Genomic DNA, 22,381 nt, shown 5'->3' on the forward strand with positions numbered 1-22,381 from the left:
ACTTATAATATAGACTTTTATTTTTTAAGCTGTGCTCTTTTATTAATTAAATACACAAAAAGTAACCATACAGCAAAAGTGAACAAGACCCATTTGAAATAAACGGGGTAGAAAATCAAATTTCATGCACTACTGTTTCGATTCGGACCAGCGGGTATTTGAGGGAACTATACAATAAGCCCGGAATGGTAAACCGGCCAGTTTATCACAAATAACATCTATTCTGCAACTTTTCATAAAGCAGACATCTATATGTCATGATAATTTGTTAGTTTTGCAGCTCAATATAAAAAAGGAAGCAACAATGGATGTCGCCATTATCAAATACAATGCCGGAAATATTTATTCTGTGAGTTACGCACTGAAGAGATTAGGAGTCGAGGCAACGATCACAGCAGATCCGGAACTGTTATGTAAAGCGGACAAAGTAATCTTTCCGGGTGTCGGTGAAGCGCAGACCACCATGGAACACCTGAAAGAGCATAAACTGGATGCCCTTATCAAAGGATTGAAGCAACCGGTTTTAGGGATTTGCCTCGGCATGCAACTGATGTGTCGCCATTCGGAAGAAGGAGACGCGGATTGCCTGGGCATTTTCGATACGGAAGTAAAACGTTTCATCCCGCAACAACATGCGGATAAAGTCCCGCACATGGGATGGAACACGATTACGGATGTCAAAGGCGGACTGTTCGGCAAGCAATTGGAGAACAAGTTTGTTTATTTCGTACATAGTTATTATGTACCCGTAAACGAATACACCGCCGCGACAACCGAATATATCCTTCCGTTCAGCGCTTCCCTGCATAAAGGCAATTTCTATGCGACACAGTTCCACCCGGAAAAAAGCGGTTCGATCGGCGAGGTCATATTAAGTAACTTTTTAAAACTGTAAGGTGATATGATAGAGTTGATTCCGGCAATAGATATGATCGACGGGAAATGCGTGCGACTCACCCAGGGCGATTACGACACCAAGAAAGTGTATAACGAAGACCCCCTGGAAGTAGCCAAGATGTTTGAAGATCACGGCATCCGCCGCCTGCATGTGGTGGACTTGGACGGAGCACGTCAAGGACGGATCATCAACTACCGCACGTTGGAGCGGCTGGCGACACGCACGTCATTGATCATCGATTTCGGAGGCGGGCTGAAACAGGAAGGAGATCTGGAAATCGCTTTCGAAAGCGGTGCGCAGATGGTTACGGGCGGAAGCATCGCCGTGAAGAACCCGGAGGCGTTCACCTCCTGGATCACCAGGTTCGGTCCGGAGAAAATCATCCTCGGAGCAGATGCCAAAGATAAAAAGATCGCGATAAGCGGATGGGAAGAGACGACAGACAAAGAGCTGATCCCTTTCGTCCGGAATTATCACGACAAAGGAATCACGAAGACAATCTGCACGGACATCAGTCGCGACGGCATGCTGCAAGGGCCTGCCATCGGATTATATAAGGAGATACAGGAACAAATACCTCTGCTTTACCTGATAGCCAGCGGAGGTGTCAGTTCCATACAAGATATTGAAAAACTGGCTGAAGCGGGTATTCCGGCTGTCATCTTCGGTAAAGCGATTTACGAAGGGAAGATACAGTTGAAAGATTTGATCCGCTTCACCTGATAAAAAACAATGATGATATATGCTTGCCAAGAGAATAGTACCCTGTTTGGACATAAAAGATGGAAAAACCGTTAAGGGAATCAATTTCGTAAACTTCCGCGATGCCGGCGATCCGGTCGAACTGGGCGCACAATACAGCCGGGAGGGAGCAGACGAATTGGTATATCTGGATATAACCGCTTCGCACGAAGGACGTAAGACATTTACGGAACTGGTCAAAAAGGTCGCGGCCAATATCAGCATTCCTTTCACGGTCGGCGGCGGCATCAACGAGCTGCAAGATGTGGACCGCCTGCTGAGCGCCGGGGCCGATAAGGTTTCCATCAACTCGGCAGCCCTGCGCAATCCGAAACTGATCGAAGAGATTGCCAAGAACTTCGGCAGCCAGGTATGTGTGGTCGCCATCGATGCCAATTTCGAAACGGGCGACTGGATATGCTACTTGAACGGCGGACGTATTCCGACGGAAAAACGTCTCTTCCAGTGGGCGGCAGAAGCTGAAAGCCTGGGAGCCGGAGAAATCCTGTTTACCAGCATGACACACGACGGCGTGAAAGACGGCTACGCCAACGAAGCGTTGGCTACGCTGGCCGACAACCTCCACATTCCGGTCATCGCTTCGGGGGGAGCCGGGAAAATGGAGCACTTCCGCGACACTTTTGCTCTCGGAAAAGCAGACGCAGCTCTGGCGGCAAGCGTGTTCCATTTCGGGGAAATCGGCATAGGAGCTTTGAAACAGTATCTCCACGAAGAAGGAATCAACGTCCGCCTCTGATGCCCACGGCAGAGAGCTACCGTTTCCTTTAAAAGAAACTTTTGTTTCATGCAGGTGAAACTTCCGTTCCATGCAAGTGAAACTTTTGTTTCATGCCTATGAAACCGGAAACAGATACCGAAGGACCAAGAGACGCATACGGATGAATTAAGAACAATATAATAGTCAGATAAAAAAATGAAATTAGATTTTGAAAAAATGGGCGGCCTGATTCCCGCCATCGTTCAGGACTACAACACAAACAAGGTATTGATGTTGGGCTTCATGAACGAAGAAGCTTACGAAGAGACAAAAGCAACCGGTAAAGTGACCTTCTTCAGCCGTACAAAAAACCGTATCTGGATGAAAGGCGAAACCAGCGGAAACACCCTGCAGGTCATCACCATCGCCGCCGATTGCGACAACGACACACTGCTGATCAAGGCTATTCCCGCCGGTCCCGTATGCCATACCGGCGCCGACACTTGTTTCGGCGAAAAGAATGTGGAAGACATCATGTTCCTCAAATATTTGCAGAACTTCATCGAACAGCGCCGCCAGGAAATGCCGGAAGGTTCCTACACCACCACCCTGTTCCAGAAAGGCATCAACCGCATGGCACAGAAGGTGGGCGAAGAAGCCGTCGAAACAGTTATCGAAGCTACCAACGGGACAGACGAACGCCTCGTTTACGAAGCAGCCGACATGATCTACCACCTGATCGTATTATTGACAAGCAAAGGACTTCGCATCGAAGACCTCGCACGCGAATTAAAAAGCAGACATAAAGGATAACAACAATGGAAAAGATACCCCTGCTTGAACTGGATAAAGTGGAAATCTGCCGTGAGGAGAACGTCATCCTTCACGAAGCCTCCCTTACGCTCTACAGCGAAGAGTTTGTGTATGTGATCGGAAAAGTCGGCTCCGGCAAGAGCAGCCTGTTGAAATCCTTGTATTGCGAAATACCCATCAAGAAAGGGGATGCCAGGTTCTTAGATTATGACCTCTGCAATATGAAACGGAAAGACATCCCCTACCTGCGCAGGGACATGGGTATTGTCTTTCAGGATTTCCAGCTTCTGACCGATCGCTCGGTACACAAAAATCTCGAATTCGTCCTGAAAGCGACCGGATGGAAAAACAAAAGCGAGATAAACGAACGCATCGACGACGTGCTGTTCCAAGTCGGAATGCAGGATAAAGGCTATAAGATGCCGCACGAGCTTTCGGGCGGCGAACAGCAGCGCATCGTCATTGCCCGCGCCCTGTTGAACGACCCGGTATTGATCCTCGCAGACGAACCGACCGGCAACCTGGATCCGGAGACAAGCGGACAAATCGTACAGCTCCTGCACGACATTTGCCGCAAAGGGACGGCTGTCATCATGACGACCCACAACTACACGCTGGTACATAATTATCCCGCGCGTATAGTAAAATGTGAGAATGCCTGCCTAAGTGATGTTGGAGAATAATTTTTTATGTAACTTTGCACACGCATTTAAAGCGAAGAAGAACAAATTAATATAGTAAAAGAAAATGAAAGTTTTAAAGTTTGGCGGTACTTCTGTGGGATCTGCACAGAGAATGAAAGGTGTAGCAAAACTGATTACGGGAGAACGTAACATTGTAGTCTTGTCTGCCATGTCCGGTACGACCAATTCATTGGTTGAAATCTCGGATTACTTGTACAAGAAAAACCCTGACGGAGCAAACGAGGTCATCAATAAACTGGCGCAGAAATATTACGGCCATATTGAAGAACTCTACAGCACAGACGAATACAAACAGAAAGCCAAAGAACTGATAAAACATCATTTCGATCATATCCGCACGTTCACGAAGGATCTTTTCACGCTGTTCGAAGAAAAGGTTGTCCTGGCACAGGGCGAACTGATCTCTACCGGCATGATGAACCTCTATCTGAACGAATGCGGCGTAAACTCCGTTCTGATCCCGGCACTGGATTATATGCGCACGGACAAGAACGCAGAACCGGATCCCGTGTATATTAAGGAAAAGCTTGTCAAGTTGCTGGACGAACACAAGGATGCAGACCTTTTCATCACACAAGGTTACATCTGCCGCAATGCCTACGGCGAGATCGACAACCTGCAACGTGGCGGCAGCGACTACAGCGCATCCCTGATCGGTGCGGCTATCGGCGCCGAAGAAATCCAGATCTGGACAGACATCGACGGTATGCACAACAACGATCCGCGCATCGTTGAAAAGACATCGCCGGTCCGCCACCTGCACTTTGAAGAAGCAGCCGAACTGGCTTACTTCGGGGCCAAGATCCTCCACCCGACCTGCATCCTGCCGGCCAAGCTGAACAATATCCCAGTCCGTTTGTTGAACACGATGCAGCCGGAAGCTCCGGGCACCATGATCTCCAACATGACGGAAAAAGGAAAGATCAAAGCTGTCGCCGCAAAAGACAATATCACTTCCATCAAGATCAAGAGCGGCCGTATGCTGTTGGCTACCGGCTTCCTGCGCAAAGTGTTCGAAATATTCGAAAACTACCAGACTCCGATCGACATGGTAACGACTTCCGAAGTAGGCGTTTCCGTTACGATCGACAACCGCAAGCATTTGGAAGAGATCGTCGACGACCTGAAAAAATACGGAACGGTTACGGTGGACGAAGATATGGTCATCGTTTGCGTTGTCGGCGACTTGGAATGGGACAACGTCGGTTTCGAAGCCCGCATCGTCCAGGCGATGAAGGACGTGCCGGTACGAATGATCTCGTACGGGGGCAGCAACTACAACGTCTCGCTGCTTGTGAAAGCCTCCGACAAGACAAGGGCGCTGCAAGCGTTAAGCGATCACTTATTCAACAACTAACAGTAATTCCATAAAAAATTTCAGGCACGGATTACACGGATTACGCAGTTTGAGCAAACTCAGAAAACAGTGAAATCCGTGTAATCCGTGCCAATTTTATATACTAATTATCATATATGCTCAAAGGAACATTTCCAACAGACAAATTCAAGGCGCTGACAACGCCTTTCTATTATTATAACATCGAGCTGCTGAAGGAAACGCTCGATATGGTAAAAACGGAAGCCGGAAAGTATGGCTATCATGTCCACTATGCAATCAAGGCGAACGCCAATCCCCGTATCTTGTCAGTCATTGCAGAATACGGCTTGGGAGCCGACTGTGTGAGCGGCGGTGAGATACAAGCGGCACTCGATGCCGGTTTCCCTGCCGGCAAAATCGTTTACGCCGGTGTAGGCAAAGCGGACTGGGAGATCAATTTAGGACTGGACAACGATATCTTCTGCTTCAACGTAGAATCGGCAGCCGAACTGGAAATCCTGGACGAACTGGCTGCCGCCAAGAACAAAGTGGCCTCGATCGCCCTCCGCATCAACCCGGAAGTAGACGCGCATACACATGCCAAGATCACGACCGGCATGAAAGAGAACAAATTCGGCATCAACCTGAGCCAGCTCGGACAGGTGTTAGACTTGGTCAGCCGTCTCGAACATGTCAAACTGATCGGCATCCATTGCCATATCGGTTCACAGATTACAGATATGGCCGCTTTCCGTGGCCTGGTAATCCGTGTCAATGAAATTCAGGAAGAATTGGAAGCGCGTGGACTGGAAGTCGAGAATCTGAACTTCGGCGGCGGCCTCGGCATCGATTATTATCACCCGAACCATTTGCCGATCCCTGCTTTCGACAACTATTTTGCCGTATTCAACAAACTGTTGCAATTCCGCCCCGGCCAGCAGGTTCATTTCGAGCCGGGACGTTCCATCGTCGCACAATGCGGTTCGCTGATCTCCAAAGTGCTGTATGTAAAAGTCGGCGAGACGAAGAAATTCTGCATCCTGGACGCCGGTTTCACCGAACTGATCCGCCCGGCCATGTACGACGCATACCACCGCATGGAGAATATCACCAGCAACGAAGAAGTTGAAGTTTATGACGTTGTCGGTCCGATCTGCGAATCGTCCGACGTCTTCGGCAAAGACGTCGAACTGAATCGCGCCCATCGCGGCGACCTGATCGCCCTCCGCTCCGCCGGTGCTTACGGCGAAGTGATGGCCTCGCAATATAACTGCCGGAAACTGCCGGCGGCTTATTATTCGGACAGGTTGTAAAAGGCTGAAAACCGAATGTATATGTAAAAGAGGGTGTGTCAAAAAGAAAATCCTGCTTACAATAGACACAATTTAGACACGGATTACGCGGATTACACGGAAAGATAATAAATTTATCCGTGTAAATCCGTGAAATCCGTGCCTTAAAGATCGTAATAAAGGAGTTTTGACACACCGCCTTTTATTTTTTACACAATATTAGGATCTTTCTATTTAAAACCTTATGTTTGTATTCATTATTTTTTCCTAAGTTTAGTACTATAAATTACTGCGTATGAAAACACATGTAAACAATCCCCTAAATTCAGGTTGTACAGTGATCTTTATTCTACTCTTGTCATGTTTATCCTTCTCTTGTTCCAATGAGGACATACAAGAGAATCTATCAGGAAAAGAGGCAAAGGAGATCACACTCAAAATGTCCGTAGATGAAGCCAACGCCATCAAGATCAAAAAAACGGGAAGCTTCACCATACCGGAAAGCGAGGCCATCGAAATGGTGCGTCAGAGATATATGAAAGATGCACTCACTAAATCAGGAAATAACAGTATCATCAAGTCATGCAAAAAAGTCTCTTTACCAACAATGCAAACCAAAAGTTCAACAGATGAAGTCCCCGGATACTACGTAGTAGAATTTATCACAGAAGGAAAAGAGGGCTTTTCCATGGTTTCCGCAGACCGTCGCATTGAAGAGGTTTTTGCCTTTTCCGAATATGGCTCCCTTAATGATACGGCTTATAATGAAGGGCTAAAAATGTTTTGTGAAGGATTGCCTTATTACATTAAAGACAAAATAGAGAGCTTTAACACAGACTCCTTGTATAACGCAGTATCGGAACGTCTTGCTTCTACCAAAAGCGGTTGGATTGATGACGGACCGATCCATTATTTATATATGCAACAAGGGTTTCTTCCTGATCCGGATTATGAATATATGGGAGAAGAGACAATAGGTGATGCCGGAACTGAATATGGGACGATACTGACTACCCAATGGAAGCAGACATCTCCATATAACAACAAACTCCCTTATGTCAGTGCAACACAAAAAGCATATGCCGGATGTACATTAATTGCTCTTGTACAAATAATGGGACACTACAAAATCGGTTACAAAAATATTACTACTGCTGATTGGAAACGTTTTACCCAAACATCGCAATGTTATGAAGAAAAGTTGCAAGATTGTATCAAATCAATATTTGACGAGATTCAAAACAAAGACGTTGACGCCAATGGAACTGGCATCTCTCACAAAAGTGCGAACCAATTCTTAAACAACAATGGATACCAAACTTCCTATTATAGTTCATACAAGCCTGAACAAATGGTACTTCCTGTAATGGTTTCCGGTTATAACCCGGACAGTGACCACACTTGGATCATTGACTGCCGTCGTCGAAGTTCCTACAAGACTTATGACAAATATGAAAAAGATGATGGCTACGATATATGGCGCATTTACGTTGAAAAACGAGAAGAATCAGGACCACTTTCAGTTCATTGCAATTGGGGATGGGGTGGTTTCTCCGATGGCTGGTACACAAGTGGTAGCTTCTATTCCTATAATACTTTCGATTATAGGAATAATCTGGAAATGACTAATATTAAACCTAAAAATTAAAAACATGAAAAAGATCATCTTTACTCTCATCGCTTTTCTTTCCCTAAATGGTGCGATGGCGCAACATCAATGGTCAGTAGGTCCTCGCCTCGGTATCGGTTTTTCCAACAGAGCCGAAGGTTTTGACTACTGTAACCACTTCGTCGGAGGTATTTTCGGAGAATACAGGATAAGCAACTTTGCTACCGAACTGGATCTTCTGTTCACCAAACAAGGCATGAAATATCCTTTAGAATCCCACGGTAATGCTTCCCGAAAAGACAAATGCCTGCTAATCCCCTTGAAGGCCAAGCTATACATGCCCTACCTCCTGAAAGGATTGAACATCTTTGCAGGCCCCCAATTGGAGATATTCCCAAACAGGCATTCTCCTTATATCCCTACAAGTTCTTTTAGTACAAATTCCTACCGAAAAGCAGGAATCTCCATCGTTATAGGGCTTGGTTATCGTTTCGACTTCGGGCTGGATCTGGCGTTCAATTATAACGCAGGAGTAACTTCCAATGTAGACAGGGAAAACATTTCCGACAAGAACCGCGTCTTCCAGCTCACCGCCGGTTACGACCTTTGCAAGCTGTTTAAGCTATGCGGGAAGAAATAGGATTTGCATCTTTATCCATAAAAAAAGCGGAGATCCTGCCATCTCCGCTTTTTCTTTTTCAGAACGCCGGGTTTACAATTCGCCGGGACGCTCCTCTTCACCGCCTCCGAAGGAGGAGTGGGCGTGATGTCGCCGGAACCTGTGCTGCCACCCTTTCCGGCTCCGAGGCGCATAGGTCGTTCGCCTTTTTCAAGGCATCGATCCAGCCGGAAAGGTTCAGTTTTTCCACATCATCCTTATACTTGTCCGACTGCAATTCCTGCAGGAAGTGGTTCGTCATCCCCGTCTGGTCGTCATACGCACGCGTCTGCCCTCCCTGGAAAGCAGCGACCAACGGGTCCATATGAATGCCGACAGCCTTGATAACCGGGTCAAAATGCCCGTCAAACTGCTGACAATCGTGTTATCTAAATTCAAAAACTTAACAAACTATTGATCGTAATATAAAGGGAATATATAGTTTTTGAATTATATTTGCAAATCAATAAACTATACAGATGAAGCCTTTTTTAAAATATTCGATCTACTTACTTCTAATACTTTCAGTACCTTTTATCACCGGATGCAAAAACATTTCCGATGATAAAAAGAAGGTCGCCCTGATCCATTCCTACGAAAAGGGGAAGGATACCTATCCGCTATTTAACGAAATACTCGAAAAAACGTTCCAAAAACAAAAGATAGACGCGGACATTTATCCTTTCTATTTGGATTCTCAGGTAGATCAAAATCAAAAAATGAATGAACGGATGTACCAGTTTCTCGACTCGATCAAAAAAATAAAGCCGGACATCCTTCTGGTCAACGACAACGATGCGCTCGATTACCTCCTGTCTTGCGGACATCCTCTTGCGAAACAGCTGCCCGTCGTTTTCGCGGGCATAAGTTACCCGGACTGGGAACGGTTAAAAGATTTTCCCAACATAACAGGATGGCAAGACAAACACGATTTCATTAAAAACATCGAATTTATGCACGACCTTTTCGGCCAGTTAAAAATCAAGGTCGATTGCGTCGACACTCCAATGGGCGAAAAAACATTGCACGATCTTTTGGCACAAATCAAGACGGCCCCCCACATCGAGTTGATCCGCTGGAATACATATCTCATGAGCCATCCGGAATTAGTCGACGAACAAACCTTCAACTACATGAAAAGACTTCGGGAAATTACTGCAGACGGAGCCAATTCGTCTGACGATGCCGATCCCGAATCGATCGGGTATGTCTTTACAATCCCGTACCGCAATTTGCCCAGCGCACACATATTAAGCGCTTTCATCCGTGGAACAGGTTTTGCCTATTTGGAAATCAATCGAGATTACCTTTCCGACGCGATGTGCCAACAAGTCGATTATCCGGCCCTCACCGCTTACAACGAGTCTGTCCAATATGAATTTTTCCCGAAAAACAACCGATATATCGGAGGATATCTCACTTCCGTAGAAATACAGGCAAAGGAACAAGCAGAAACGGCTTCCCTCATTTTGCGAGGGACTCCAGCCAGGCAAATACCCTTCAAAGAACATAGCAAAGAATACATTATGGTATGGCATGCCATAAAGGCGGCTAACTTCCCGTTGGAGAAAATACCTCCTTACGTCCGTCTCGTGAATGTACCGTTCTATGAACTATACAAACAGCCTCTTACCATCTCCACAAGTATTATATTCATTCTTATTTGCACCATCACCCTCTATCTATGGCGCATGTGGTTGAAAGAACAGGCACACAAGGAGACCGCACAAGCCCAGTTGTTCGTTAAAAACCAAGAATTGGAGGCGGCTTTATTGAGAGCTTTGGAATCCGACCGTTTGAAATCTGCGTTTCTGGCCAATATGAGCCATGAGATCCGCACCCCGCTGAATGCGATCGTAGGATTTTCAAACATTCTGAATTCCGACATAGAGATTGATCAAGAAGAAAAAGAACGTTTCATCGAACTGGTCAACATCAACAGCGACCTGTTGCTCAACCTGATCAACGACATACTGGATCTGTCCCGTATCGAATCAGGACGAATGACTTTCGTATTTACAGAGTTCCCATTGAAAGAATTAATGATGGAAATCTATCAGACTTACCATATCTTGATGCCGGAAAATGTAAAACTGCTCACCGAACTGCCGGAAAAAGACATATTGCTGTCCACAGATAAGCACCGGCTTATGCAGGTAATCAATAACTTTATCAACAATGCCATCAAATTCACCAAAAACGGATACATCAAAGTCGGATTCAAGCCTATGGAACAGGAGCAAATCTGCATCTTTGTGGAAGATACCGGCATAGGAATCCCTAAAGAGAAGCAGGAGACCATCTTTAACCGCTTCTCCAAGTTGGACGAGTACGCGAAAGGCACCGGGTTAGGGTTGTCTATTTGCAAAGTAATCGCCGAATATTTCGGCGGACATATAGAAGTCCAGTCCGAAGTGGGAAAAGGCAGCCGTTTCTCCATTGTTATCCCTCAACAATGCCCGAAAGCTGGCGAAAGCAAATAAATCTCCGTACCTTTGCACATTCGAAAATAAAAAAATCGATGAGCGAAAACGTATTGGTATTCTCAAACATTGAAATGTGTCTTGCCGGAATGACCGGAGGACTGTTTCTCATTCAATTGCTTTACTATTTGGTCACATATGCACGTCCGCTACGCGCGGCAAAGACGGTCGAAAGCACGGGACGGGTTACGGCAAACCGGGAATCGGAACCTGTCTCCGTCATTATCTATGCACACGGGGACCCAGAGGATTTGCGGCAGAACCTGCCGGCTTTTCTGAACCAGGATTATCCGGACTATGAAGTGATCGTCGTCAACGACGGCTCCGATGCCGACAGCGAGGATGTCCTCAAACTATTCTCAAACGAATACAAGAATCTCTACTACACATACGTGCCTGTAGACACTCAATACCTGAGCCATAAGAAACTCGCCCTCACAATGGGAATCAAGGCAGCCCGTCATGATACCCTCCTTTTCACCGAAGCAGACTGCCGCCCGCTCGGTCCGAAATGGATCGAGGCGATGGCCGATTCATACCACCCCGAAACGGATATCATTTTAGGCTTTTGCGCCTACCGCCATACAAAAGGGTTCCTGAACAAACTCATTGCTTATGATAACCTGACGAATGGTTTGCAAATGATATCTTCCGCCCTCTCCCACCATCCTTTCACGGGAAACGGCCGGAATCTTTCCTATCGCAAGAAACTGTTCTTCGCCCACAAAGGTTACTCCAAATCACTCAACCTTCACGCCGGGGCGGACAACCTGTTCATCAACGAAGTATCGGATTCCACCAATACGCTGGTGCAATTTTCACCCAATTCCATCATTGAGATGAACCGAATAGAAGACATCGGAGCCTGGAGAGAGATGAAAGCCTCACGCGCCGTTACCGAGCATTTTTACAAAGGACACTCTTTGGCTTTTTACCGGATGGAGACCCTCAGTTATCTGCTCTTCGCGATTGCGACGATTGCCGCCATCATTGCCGGGCTTTCGGGTAACTGGCTGCTCTCGATATCAGCCGGATTGCTTTTGCTACTTCGCCTCACGATCAAAGCGTTCGTCTATAAAAAATCAGCGCTGCTCCTGCAACAAAAACCGTTGACCGCCTGGCTCCCCCTGCTGGAAATCGCCCAACCGGCCTATGACATATATGTCCGCATTTACAGGATGTTCAACGGGAAAAAAGATTTTACGAATAATGCTTGATCGGGCACATTAACCAATTGGCACATGATTACTCGAACCGGATGCTTTTTGCCGGATGGATTTTGGTGATCAGGTAGGAAGGTCCGAGCATCATTAACATGGCGGCAGCCAATGTACCGATGTTCAGTAAAACGATAGAAAAGACGGTGAGGTCGATAGGAACCGCATCTAAGTAATAAACAGACGGATCGAGCTTTACGACACGGAAACAAGATTGGACGAGACAAAGTACGATTCCGATCACATTGCCCCAAATCATCCCTTTGCCAATCAGGAAAAAGGAGATATAAAGGAATATTTTACGGATACTGGCATTATTTTCACCCAGAGCTTTCAATATGCCGATCATGTTCGTTCGTTCCAGGATAATGATCAACAGCCCCGAAATCATGGTGAAGCCGGCGACGGCAAGGATCAGTACCAAGATCACCACCACGTTGATATCCTGCACTTCCAACCAGTCGAATATCATCGGATTCAGTTCTTTGATGGAACGTGTATAATAAGTGTTGCCATTCCGGTCCTGCTTTTCTGCAATATCGAAATACAAATCTTCGGCAATCCGGTCCAGCCGGTCATAATCACTCACCTGCAATTCCAAGCCACTCACCTCGTCAGGCGCCCAACCGTTCAGGCGGCGTATCTGGCGGATATCGGCTATCACAAACAGCTTGTCATAATCGACAAAGCCTGTCTCATAAATACCCGTTATACGGAATTTACGGGCACGTACTTCATCCTGCACAAAATAAGTCAAAAAGGAATCCCCCACTTTCAGTCCCAACAAATTTGCTAGATAGCTTGAGATCAACACATCCGTAGACGCCTTATCGGCAGGAAGGGTAAACAGTTCGCCCTCTTTCAGATTATTGCGGAAGAAAGTCCAGTCGTAGTCTTCATCCACGCCTTTCAGGACAATCCCCTGAAAATCGGTATCTGTTTTCAGGATTCCCGGCTTCGTGGCAAAAGCCTCCACGTGCGTAATGCCCGGAAAAGCCTTCAGGTGATCCAGCAGCGTGTCGCTTACCGCAATCGGAGTCGATTCGTAGGAAGCATTATTATCGAAGTTCGTGATCTGGATATGGGAGCCGAAACCGATCACCTTGTTCCGGATCTCCTTCTTAAAACCTATGACTATAGCCACCGAAAGAATCATGACAGCCAGTCCTAAGGCTATTCCGACCATAGCAATACGAACAACGGGAGGAGTAGCCTGACGGTCCCCCTCTTTGCTGAAATAGATGCGTTTTGCTATAAAGTACTCTACGCTCAAAACAATTTACAATTCATTTACACTGTTTTTCCCGGATAGGTCTCCAGTGCCTTCCGAAGCACCACGAGCGCTTTCGCCAGGTCTTCTTTTTTCAAGACGTAAGCCATACGGACTTCATTCTTCCCCAATCCCGGAGTCGTATAGAAACCGGAAGCCGGAGCCATCATGACCGTCTGCCCTTCATATTCGAAATCGCTCAGGCACCAGGCACAAAACTTTTCGGCATCATCTACCGGCAACTTGGCTACCGTATAGAAAGCCCCCATCGGAATCGGAGAATATACGCCAGGAATACGATTCAAGCCGTCGATCAAACATTTACGCCGTTCGACATATTCATCATACGTCTCACGGGCATATTCTTCGGAAGCATCCAAAGAAGCCTCGGCAGCAATCTGGCCGATCAAAGGCGGACTCAGACGGGCCTGGCAAAACTTCATAACGGCATTGCGGACTTCGGCATTCTTCGTGATCAAGGCGCCGATACGGATACCGCATTCCGAATAACGCTTGGAAACCGAGTCGATCAGCACTACATTCTGCTCGATCCCTTCCAGATGGCAGGCCGAGATATAGGGCGAACCGGTGTAAATGAACTCACGGTACACCTCATCCGAGAAAAGATAAAGATCATATTTCTTCACGATATCCCGTATCTGGTTCATTTCACGACGGGAATATAAATACCCGGTCGGATTATTGGGATTACAGATCAGGATCGCTTTGGTACGCTCGTTGATCAGCTCTTCGAACTTCTCCACTTTAGGAAGGGAGAAACCTTCCTCGATCGTCGTCGTCACCGTACGGATCACCGCCCCTGCCGAAATGGCAAAGGCCATGTAGTTGGCATAGGCCGGTTCGGGCACGATAATTTCATCACCCGGATTCAAGCAACTGAGGAAAGCAAACAATACGGCTTCCGAGCCACCTGTCGTAATGATGATGTCATCTGCCGTCAGATTTATATCATACTTCTTATAGTATCCCACTAACTTTTCACGATAACTGCGATATCCCTGGCTGGGACTGTATTCCAACACCGACCGATCGATCGTCCGGATCGCATCCAATGCCGCTTGCGGGGTAGGCAGGTCAGGCTGACCGATATTCAAGTGATAGACATGAACACCTCTCTGTTTGGCAGCATCAGCCAACGGGGCAAGTTTCCGAATGGGGGAAGCCGGCATATCGGCTCCTCGTTGTGAAATATTAGGCATTACTTTTTACTGTTATTTTTATAGGTGTGGCAAAGATAGGAAATAATTGAGAATTGAAAATTGAAAATTGAAAATTAGTTTCACTTTGTCGCCTTTACGGCAGTTTTCATTTTCAATTCTCAATTTTCAATTACCTAAATACCCGGACGCGGCGAATCCTTACTTGCGTGCATAGTCGAGATAAAGGCATTCGGGTCGATCTCCTTCACCTCATCTTTCAGGCGGGGCAGGTCTTTACGCTCGGCAATGGTAAAGATGATTTCTTTCTCCTTGCCCTCATACATACCACGGCCATGCAGGAAAGTGCCGCGCATCCCCATCTTTCCGACAATCAGATCTTTTATCTCTTGTGTTTTTCTCGATACGATAAAGACCGCCCGGTTCGGATTCTCCGTCTGGAACATCTCTACAATCTTCCCGTACACAAAAATAGCAAACCAGGAATACAAAGGAACCGCCCAATCCCGGAAAACAATCAATCCCAACATCACGATAGCCGAATCTAACAAAATAATCATATTGCTGACTTTCAGATTCGAATTATTCGCAATCACACGGGCCAGAACATCCGTTCCCGCACTGGTACTCTGCGCACGGAACACGCAAGTCACACCGATACCCAAAATGGCTCCCCCGTAAAAACAAGCGATAAAGCTATCGTTTTCCACCAGAGGCTGGTTACCCAGCAAATAAGATAAAGAGTCTGTAAAAACGGAAATCAGCACAAACGTCACAATTGTTTTGGGACCTGACGCCAATCCAATCTTTTTCATCGCCAAAATCATCAGCGGGATGTTAAAACAAAGAGCCGTAGCACCCATCGGCAAACCGTCGGGCATAAAAGAGAAAAGTCCTTTTGTGACATAGTGCAATACGATCGAAATACCATAGACTCCTCCCGGGACGACCTTGTAAGGAGCTAAGAAGAGAACATAACTAAGTGCTTGTAAAAAAGCACCGATGATAATCAAAGTGTAGTCTGCTGCATTTCTTTTCAGCGTGGCATTAGAAACCAGTTTAAGCGGTTGTTCCATGTTTGCGTTGTTCGATTTATGTGTTGTTTGTTATTTGTTAAAAACAGCGCAAAGATAGATAAAAAAGAAGAGATTGCACACATAAAGCACACAATCTCTTCTACTATCAAAAATAACCTGATCAGGATTGAATCATTAGAAATTCAAAGTGCGGTTATTATTATTTGTCACATTCAACAGAACCAAGTATTTGCGATACTGTTCCGGTGTCAGAACCTTCTTCATCAACTTCAGATTTCCATAAACAGCCTGACGCATCTTTTTGTCACGCATTTTTTCACTTGCCCGGAGACTTTCTCCCTGCATATCCAGAAAATACTCGTTGATGTTTGCTACTTCATTGGCTTGGTTAGAAGACAACTGCAAATAGTTGCTCAATTTTTCAAAGTTAATAGCAAACGGTTCTTTACTCACATTGTTACGGTTCTCGCGTGCAAAACCCATTGTTGCACATAATAAAACGGCTGCTACAGCCATACCTAAACGTCTCATAATACCTAAACATTAAATTGTTAAACCTAAACACAGGGGCCATTTACCCCTTCCTTTTTTTTCTTTTCGTTACTGCAAATATAACAACATGTTTTACAACATTGTTCTTGGATATGTTCAAATATTGTTAACAATTGGCAAATTGGATACTATTTAACAATTAGGAAATCTTTTTGAGTCACAAATGAAACATTTATTATAAATAAGACACCGTTTTCTCTACTAATAGATCAAATCGATAAGCGTATAAGCATAATCTATCAAAGTCTGTTTACTCCATTTATTGCGCCTTTGCATCCGGTTCCTATTCCTTGATCACCCTGAATTCGCATTTCCCGATACCGAACAAGACTGTCCCACCAACCACTCCGGTAAAACCGGATGGATATCGGAAATTCCATCATGGCTACTTGCAAACCGGACGACCTTCGATTTACAGAGCCAGCTTAGGTTGGGATTCCAATTCAAGCAAGAACTTTTTAGCCGGAAGCCCGCCGCCGTAACCTGTCAGCGAACGGTCACTGCCGATCACCCGATGACAGGGCGCGAATATCGACATGGAATTTGCGCCATTGGCATTGGCAACCGCACGGACAGCTTTAGGCATACCGATACGCTGGGCCATTTCGCCATAAGAAACCGTCTTTCCAAAAGGTATTTTCAACAGTTCGCTCCATACTGCTTTTTGAAAGTCCGTGCCAACGAAAAGAAGCGGCACGTCGAACTCTTTACGCTTTCCGGCAAAAAACTCGTCGAGTTGCCTTGCAGCTTTCTCGATTACTTCCGATGTGCCAATCTCGAATTCGGCACACAGCATCCGTTTCAACCGTCGGTCTACATGATCACGATGTTTTTCCACCTGCCAGTCGCATAAGCAAAGCTTGTCACCAAACGAACCGAGTAACAACAAACCGCAAGGCGATTCGTAACGTTGTACTTTAATACTATTTTTCTCTTTCCTCATAATCAACTTATACTAATAATTTATGCTTCTCATACGATGGCCTCACCCAACGCAGATAAACGGCAAGCGAAGCCAGGCAACAACCGGCTCCCACTCCATAGGCCACAGCCAACCCGGCACAGGAAGCGATAAAACCGGCCGAAAGCATCCCGATACCGACCCCCAAATCAAAAGAGGTCAGATAAGTAGAGGTAGCCGTACCGCGCATACTATGCGGAGCGACATTGACAAAGAGGCATTGGAAAGCCGGAACCCCCACTCCGTAGCCGATGCCGATCATCAAGGCGCAGGCAAAGAAAACCCAAGGCTGGTGGACAGTCGCAAACACGGTAAACGTCACCAACAAGCAGACCGAAGAACAGACCGACACCCAATGGATTTTCCCGTGATCGACCAGCCTGCCGGAGATCAGGCGCGACGTTCCCACTCCTATCGCCATATAAATAAAGAAATAGCCCGGATCGGCCACTTCGATTTCCTTTCCGTACAAAACGACAAAAGAAGTAATCATCCCATAAGGAATAGCAACCAGGATATAAGCGAGCGCAGCGGGCAACGCCTTCACCAAGATAAAGCGGTCGAGGGAAAAATGCGGCCGCGGAACCTTTTCCCGTTTCGGATAGCGGATCAGGCAAACAGAACCGACCCCGATAAAAGCCGCCACCCAACCAATCGAGACAACCTGATGAAACCCGCCTTTCCCATAGATGGCAACCGCCACCAACGGAGCCAGCGACATCGCCAAGTTGATCGTCAGACCGTAAAACCCCATCCCCTCGCCACGACGGGAAGAAGGGATCACATCGATCGCAATCGTATTGCCGGCAACCGAAGTCAACCCCATAAAGCCCCCCTGAATGAAACGGACAGTCATAATCGTCAGCATGGTCGTGGCAATCAGATACCCGCCGAACATGAAAGCAAAAACAAAGAAAGCGAAAAGGTATAACGGCTTACGCGAAAAACAATCCACTAAAAAACCCGAAAAAGGCCGGACACAGAGCAAGCCGATCGTATAGCTGGACAAAGCGATCCCCACATTTGCCGTATCGATTCCTAAAACTTCCACCAGATAGACCGGCATCGTCGGCATCAGCATATAAAAAGAGAAGTTCATCAGGAAATAGGAAATGCAGCATTGCACAAAATTCCGGTTCCACAATATAGGTTTATGCTCTTCCATTTTACTCACGCCAGCTCGCTCAACTCCAGCCAGCGCATTGTTTTTTCGTCTATTTCTTCTATTACTTTTGCGATTCGTTCGGATTTGGCCAACAACTCGTCGTTGCTCAACGAGCCGCTGCTCATAGCCGTTTCCAACTCTGCTCTTTCGGCTTCGAGCTGAGGAATCTCGACTTCGAGCGCTTCAAACTCCTTGCGTTCCTTGAAAGTCAGTTTCTTTTTCTGCTCCTTTTCAGGACGCGGCGTTTTCTCCACGGCGGGAGCCGTCTTCGCCAGGCATGCCGCTTCAGCCTCTTTTTCCAACTGATCCTGCACCTCTTTCCATTCGCGATATTGCGTGTAGTTGCCCGGAAAATCCTTTATATCGGCATTTCCCCGGAACACCAGCAGATGATCGACCACCTTATCCATAAAATAGCGGTCGTGCGACACGACGATCGCACATCCTTTGAAGTTCCGCAGATATTCTTCCAGCACATTCAGCGTGACGATATCCAGGTCGTTCGTCGGCTCGTCGAGCACAAGAAAGTTCGGACTACGCATCAAGACCGTGCAGAGATACAAACGGCGTTTCTCTCCCCCGCTCAACTTGTAAACGTAGTTATGCTGTTTCTCCGGAGCAAAAAGGAAATAATTCAGAAACTGTGAAACACCCATCTTCTTCCCGTCACCCAGATCGACATATTCGGCGATCTCCTGGACCACATCGATCACCTTCATCTGCTCGTCGAACTGGAGGCCGTCCTGGCTGTAATACCCGAACCGGACTGTCTCGCCCACGTCAAAACGGCCGCTGTCAGGCTCCACTTCTCCCATCAGCATCTTGATAAAAGTCGATTTTCCCGTTCCGTTATTCCCGACAATCCCCATCTTCTCGTAACGGGCGAATATATAGTTGAAATCTTCCACGATCTTCAAATCACCGAAACTTTTCGAGACATGTTCCGCCTCGAAAATCTTCGATCCGATATACGAAGCCTTTACATCCAGATTGACGTTTCCGGCGTCATGCTGCTGCTTGGCTTTCTTTTCCAGCTCATAGAAAGCGTCAATCCGGAATTTCGCCTTAGTCCCGCGCGCCTGCGGCTGACGGCGCATCCAGTCGAGTTCCTTACGAAGCAGATTGCTGGCCCGGTCCACCTCGGCATTCAACGCGTCCATACGCTCCTGTCGTTTTTCCAGGTAATAACTGTAATTCCCTTTATACTGGTAGATCTGCTTCCGGTCTATCTCGATAATCTCGCTACAGACACGATCCAGAAAATACCGGTCGTGCGTCACCATCAAAATACTAATGTTCGCGCGAGACAGATATCCTTCCAGCCATTCGGTCATTTCCAGGTCCAGGTGGTTGGTCGGCTCGTCGAGGATGATCAATTCAGGATCGGTGATGAGCACGTTTGCCAAAGCCACCCTTTTCAACTGTCCGCCGGAAAGCGTTTCCACTTTCTGGTCGAAATTATGAATCTTCAACTGTCCTAAAATCTGCTTGGCACGCTGTTCGTAATCCCAAGCCTTCAGATTGTCCATCCGAAGCAGGATATCTTCCAGGTTGGAGTGGTCGCCGCTCGCCATCGCCTGCTCATATTCGGCGATCAAGCGGACCGTCTCGTTCGATGAGTAGAAACAAGCCTGCAACACGGTCAACCCATCCGGATAGTGCGGCGTCTGTTCCAGATACCCAACCCGGAGATCATTACGGAACACGACCGCCCCACTGTCATAATCCTCTTTTCCGGCTATAATATTCAGTAAAGTCGTTTTCCCCGTTCCATTCTTGGCTATCAACCCGACCTTTTGCCCTTGCGCGATTCCAAAAGTGATCTCTTCGAACAAAACCAAATCCCCAAAGCTCTTAGTCAACTTGTCTATTTGTAAATAGCTTATCATATATTCATATCTGCTTTAAATGCAGGACAAAGATACAAAAGATTAGGTACAATGAACGGGATTATTTCGTATATTCATGCTGGAGCGGTTGCCTGTCGACAATTGTCGACAAGCCTGCCGACAGTTATGAGCAAGCCTGCCGACAATTGTCAACAGGCCTGCCGACGAATGTCGGCAAACGATTACCCGGCGGCAAACACACCACGACATGCAGACCCCGTTACGATTTCAGCCCGATAAATCATGAGGAATGTAGGCAATGAATTCCATAACTGAAATTATATTTTTATCTTTGCCACTATTATGTATTATTGGTTTCATCAATCATTTTATATGGCAAAAGCCCTCCCGTTCATCGGTGGATGGCTGGCTGACCGCCTGTTGGGTGATCCTGAGGGATGGCCACATCCGGTTGTGGGCTTCGGCAAAGTGATTTCCTTAGGAGAAAAGACGCTGAACAAAGGGAATGACCGGGCTGTCAAAGGAGGTGTCATGGCGCTCGTATTGGTTACCGGAACTTATTTGCTTTGCGAACGTATATTGGTGCTTGCCGAGTACTTTTACCCGCTGGTCGCTTCGATCCTGGTCGGAATAGGCGTCTTTTACTGCCTGGCGGGAAAAACGCTGGCCAAAGAAGTAAAAGCCGTTTTCGAGGCTGTGGACCGCAGCACGGAAGAAGGGCGCAAACAGGTCGGACGGATCGTTGGCCGTGACACTTCCCTCCTTTCCCCGCAAGAGATACGGGCTGCCGCTCTCGAAACGCTTGCGGAAAACCTGAGCGACGGGGTGGTCGCTCCCATGTTTTGGTTTGCCCTGCTCGGACTTCCCGGCATGATGGCTTATAAGATGGTGAACACGCTCGATTCGATGATCGGCTATAAAAACGAGCACTATCTCGAATTCGGACAGATTGCCGCAAGGCTCGACGATCTTGCCAATTATATCCCAGCCCGGTTGACTGCATGGTTGATGCTGGCTGTCTCCGGCAACTTGAACAAAATGGATTTCGTAAAGCGTTTCGGCCCGGCTCATGCCAGCCCGAATTCAGGCTACCCGGAATCCGCCCTTGCCGCCATATTGAACTGCCGTTTCGGTGGAACCCACGACTATTTCGGGAAGCCGGTGGAAAAGCCTTATATCGGGACTAACGAACGGACTTTCACAACAGAAGACATGTTAATTGCTATCAAAATAAACAGTAATGCCGAACTTGCCATGGGGCTTATTGTTTGTTTAATATCAATAATTATCCACTAAATAAATACGTACAGAATGGAAGTAAGATTAAATAAACTCATCAGTGATTCCGGCCTTTGTTCACGCAGGGAAGCGGACAAGTTCATCGAAGAAGGACGTGTCACCGTAAACGGCAGCCTGCCTCATGTCGGGCAGAAAGTAACCGAAGCCGATATCGTCATGTTGGATGATATACAGGTTAAAGTAGGAAAGCATACGTCCGAACATGCTTCCGTCGCACGTGGCAAAGCCCAGGAACTGGTATTCGGCGAACAGAAGAATAAAACAAAAAAAGAGAAACCGCAGGTTGCAACGACTTCCGAAAAGAAAGCAGCCTCTCCAACAACCGGTTCAAAAGGCCTGCGCCCCGGTAAATATGTAAAATACAATAAATATGCTGCTGCCCGTCATGCCGCTCGCAACGGGAAAAGCGCAAAAAAAGAGACAAAGGCAACCGATATCGAAAAAGAGATGCTGAAAGAAGCTCTACGGCCCAAATTCGGCAAATCATTAGGACGGTCGGCCGTCGCACAGCGTCTGGCTTCTTCCCCGAAATCGGCAGCGTTGCGCAAGACAAGTAAGAACAACCCGCTCAACAAAGCTAAACGCGCTGCTGCCCGCAATAAACCGAAAGGAGAATAA

Annotated in this window: 20 protein-coding genes and 1 pseudogene; 13 read left to right on the forward strand and 8 right to left on the reverse strand. The window is 46.9% G+C overall.

Features of this window, described 5'->3' with window-relative positions; genetic code table 11:
* The first annotated feature begins 304 nt into the window (after nt 1-304).
* The 9 genes from hisH to RDN79_RS15830 all read left to right on the forward strand — a co-directional run bounded on the left by hisH (nt 305) and on the right by RDN79_RS15830 (nt 8,733).
* Nucleotides 305-895: an imidazole glycerol phosphate synthase subunit HisH gene (gene hisH / locus RDN79_RS15790; protein WP_298550607.1), complete on the forward strand. Its 591-nt coding sequence runs from the start codon at nt 305-307 to the stop codon at nt 893-895.
* 6 nt (nt 896-901) lie between these two features.
* On the forward strand, nt 902-1,621 hold the full coding sequence (gene hisA, locus RDN79_RS15795) for a 1-(5-phosphoribosyl)-5-[(5-phosphoribosylamino)methylideneamino]imidazole-4-carboxamide isomerase (RefSeq protein WP_298550609.1): 720 nt from the start codon (nt 902-904) through the stop codon (nt 1,619-1,621).
* 19 nt (nt 1,622-1,640) lie between these two features.
* The gene (hisF, locus tag RDN79_RS15800) at nt 1,641-2,396 is read left to right on the forward strand and encodes an imidazole glycerol phosphate synthase subunit HisF (RefSeq protein WP_298550611.1); all 756 of its coding nucleotides are present in this window, start codon (nt 1,641-1,643) and stop codon (nt 2,394-2,396) included.
* Between the two features lie 177 nt (nt 2,397-2,573).
* Complete coding sequence (hisIE, locus tag RDN79_RS15805) at nt 2,574-3,170, forward strand: bifunctional phosphoribosyl-AMP cyclohydrolase/phosphoribosyl-ATP diphosphatase HisIE (RefSeq protein WP_298550613.1); 597 nt, start codon at nt 2,574-2,576, stop codon at nt 3,168-3,170.
* A 5-nt stretch (nt 3,171-3,175) separates the two neighbouring features.
* Entirely contained in the window at nt 3,176-3,853 is a 678-nt protein-coding gene (locus RDN79_RS15810; RefSeq protein ID WP_298550615.1) for a cell division ATP-binding protein FtsE, read from the forward strand.
* 64 nt (nt 3,854-3,917) lie between these two features.
* Complete coding sequence (locus RDN79_RS15815; protein ID WP_298550617.1) at nt 3,918-5,231, forward strand: aspartate kinase; 1,314 nt, start codon at nt 3,918-3,920, stop codon at nt 5,229-5,231.
* 116 nt (nt 5,232-5,347) lie between these two features.
* The gene (gene lysA, locus RDN79_RS15820; RefSeq protein ID WP_298550619.1) at nt 5,348-6,505 is read left to right on the forward strand and encodes a diaminopimelate decarboxylase; all 1,158 of its coding nucleotides are present in this window, start codon (nt 5,348-5,350) and stop codon (nt 6,503-6,505) included.
* 274 nt (nt 6,506-6,779) lie between these two features.
* Nucleotides 6,780-8,132, forward strand: a complete 1,353-nt coding sequence (locus tag RDN79_RS15825) for a C10 family peptidase (RefSeq protein ID WP_298550621.1) — start codon at nt 6,780-6,782, stop codon at nt 8,130-8,132.
* A gap of 4 nt (nt 8,133-8,136) precedes the next feature.
* Nucleotides 8,137-8,733: an outer membrane beta-barrel protein gene (locus tag RDN79_RS15830; RefSeq protein ID WP_298550623.1), complete on the forward strand. Its 597-nt coding sequence runs from the start codon at nt 8,137-8,139 to the stop codon at nt 8,731-8,733.
* Between the two features lie 97 nt (nt 8,734-8,830).
* Here the strand turns inward: RDN79_RS15830 and RDN79_RS15835 are convergent.
* Nucleotides 8,831-9,106: pseudogene (locus tag RDN79_RS15835) on the reverse strand (DUF6261 family protein); the annotation flags it as partial.
* 364 nt (nt 9,107-9,470) lie between these two features.
* Between RDN79_RS15835 and RDN79_RS15840 the strand changes: the two are divergent.
* Together RDN79_RS15840 and RDN79_RS15845 are read left to right on the forward strand one after the other, a co-directional pair.
* Nucleotides 9,471-11,234, forward strand: a complete 1,764-nt coding sequence (locus RDN79_RS15840; protein WP_298550626.1) for a HAMP domain-containing sensor histidine kinase — start codon at nt 9,471-9,473, stop codon at nt 11,232-11,234.
* A gap of 38 nt (nt 11,235-11,272) precedes the next feature.
* Entirely contained in the window at nt 11,273-12,451 is a 1,179-nt protein-coding gene (locus RDN79_RS15845; RefSeq protein WP_298550627.1) for a glycosyltransferase, read from the forward strand.
* Between the two features lie 28 nt (nt 12,452-12,479).
* Here the strand turns inward: RDN79_RS15845 and RDN79_RS15850 are convergent, their stop codons facing one another.
* From RDN79_RS15850 to RDN79_RS15880, 7 genes are all read right to left on the reverse strand, one after another.
* Nucleotides 12,480-13,724 carry an ABC transporter permease gene (locus RDN79_RS15850; RefSeq protein ID WP_298550628.1) on the reverse strand — a complete coding sequence of 415 codons (1,245 nt, stop codon included), beginning with the start codon at nt 13,722-13,724 and terminating at the stop codon, nt 12,480-12,482.
* 17 nt (nt 13,725-13,741) lie between these two features.
* Entirely contained in the window at nt 13,742-14,941 is a 1,200-nt protein-coding gene (locus RDN79_RS15855) for a pyridoxal phosphate-dependent aminotransferase (RefSeq protein ID WP_298550629.1), read from the reverse strand.
* A gap of 134 nt (nt 14,942-15,075) precedes the next feature.
* On the reverse strand, nt 15,076-15,975 hold the full coding sequence (locus tag RDN79_RS15860; protein WP_298550630.1) for a YitT family protein: 900 nt from the start codon (nt 15,973-15,975) through the stop codon (nt 15,076-15,078).
* 135 nt (nt 15,976-16,110) lie between these two features.
* A complete protein-coding gene (locus RDN79_RS15865; RefSeq protein WP_298550631.1) occupies nt 16,111-16,467 on the reverse strand; it encodes a hypothetical protein in 357 nt (118 codons plus the stop codon).
* A gap of 433 nt (nt 16,468-16,900) precedes the next feature.
* Nucleotides 16,901-17,431 (reverse strand): methylated-DNA--[protein]-cysteine S-methyltransferase, encoded by a 531-nt coding sequence (locus RDN79_RS15870; RefSeq protein ID WP_298550632.1) that lies wholly within the window; start codon nt 17,429-17,431, stop codon nt 16,901-16,903.
* 7 nt (nt 17,432-17,438) lie between these two features.
* Complete coding sequence (locus tag RDN79_RS15875; RefSeq protein ID WP_298550634.1) at nt 17,439-18,614, reverse strand: MFS transporter; 1,176 nt, start codon at nt 18,612-18,614, stop codon at nt 17,439-17,441.
* 5 nt (nt 18,615-18,619) lie between these two features.
* The gene (locus RDN79_RS15880) at nt 18,620-20,503 is read right to left on the reverse strand and encodes an ABC-F family ATP-binding cassette domain-containing protein (RefSeq protein WP_298550636.1); all 1,884 of its coding nucleotides are present in this window, start codon (nt 20,501-20,503) and stop codon (nt 18,620-18,622) included.
* Between the two features lie 303 nt (nt 20,504-20,806).
* Between RDN79_RS15880 and cbiB the strand changes: the two genes are divergently transcribed.
* Nucleotides 20,807-21,760: an adenosylcobinamide-phosphate synthase CbiB gene (gene cbiB, locus RDN79_RS15885; RefSeq protein WP_298550638.1), complete on the forward strand. Its 954-nt coding sequence runs from the start codon at nt 20,807-20,809 to the stop codon at nt 21,758-21,760.
* Nucleotides 21,761-21,775: 15 nt separating this feature from the next.
* A complete protein-coding gene (locus RDN79_RS15890; protein WP_298550640.1) occupies nt 21,776-22,381 on the forward strand; it encodes a S4 domain-containing protein in 606 nt (201 codons plus the stop codon).

The organism is uncultured Parabacteroides sp., assembly GCF_902493135.1.
Taxonomy (GTDB): Bacteria; Bacteroidota; Bacteroidia; order Bacteroidales; family Tannerellaceae; genus Parabacteroides.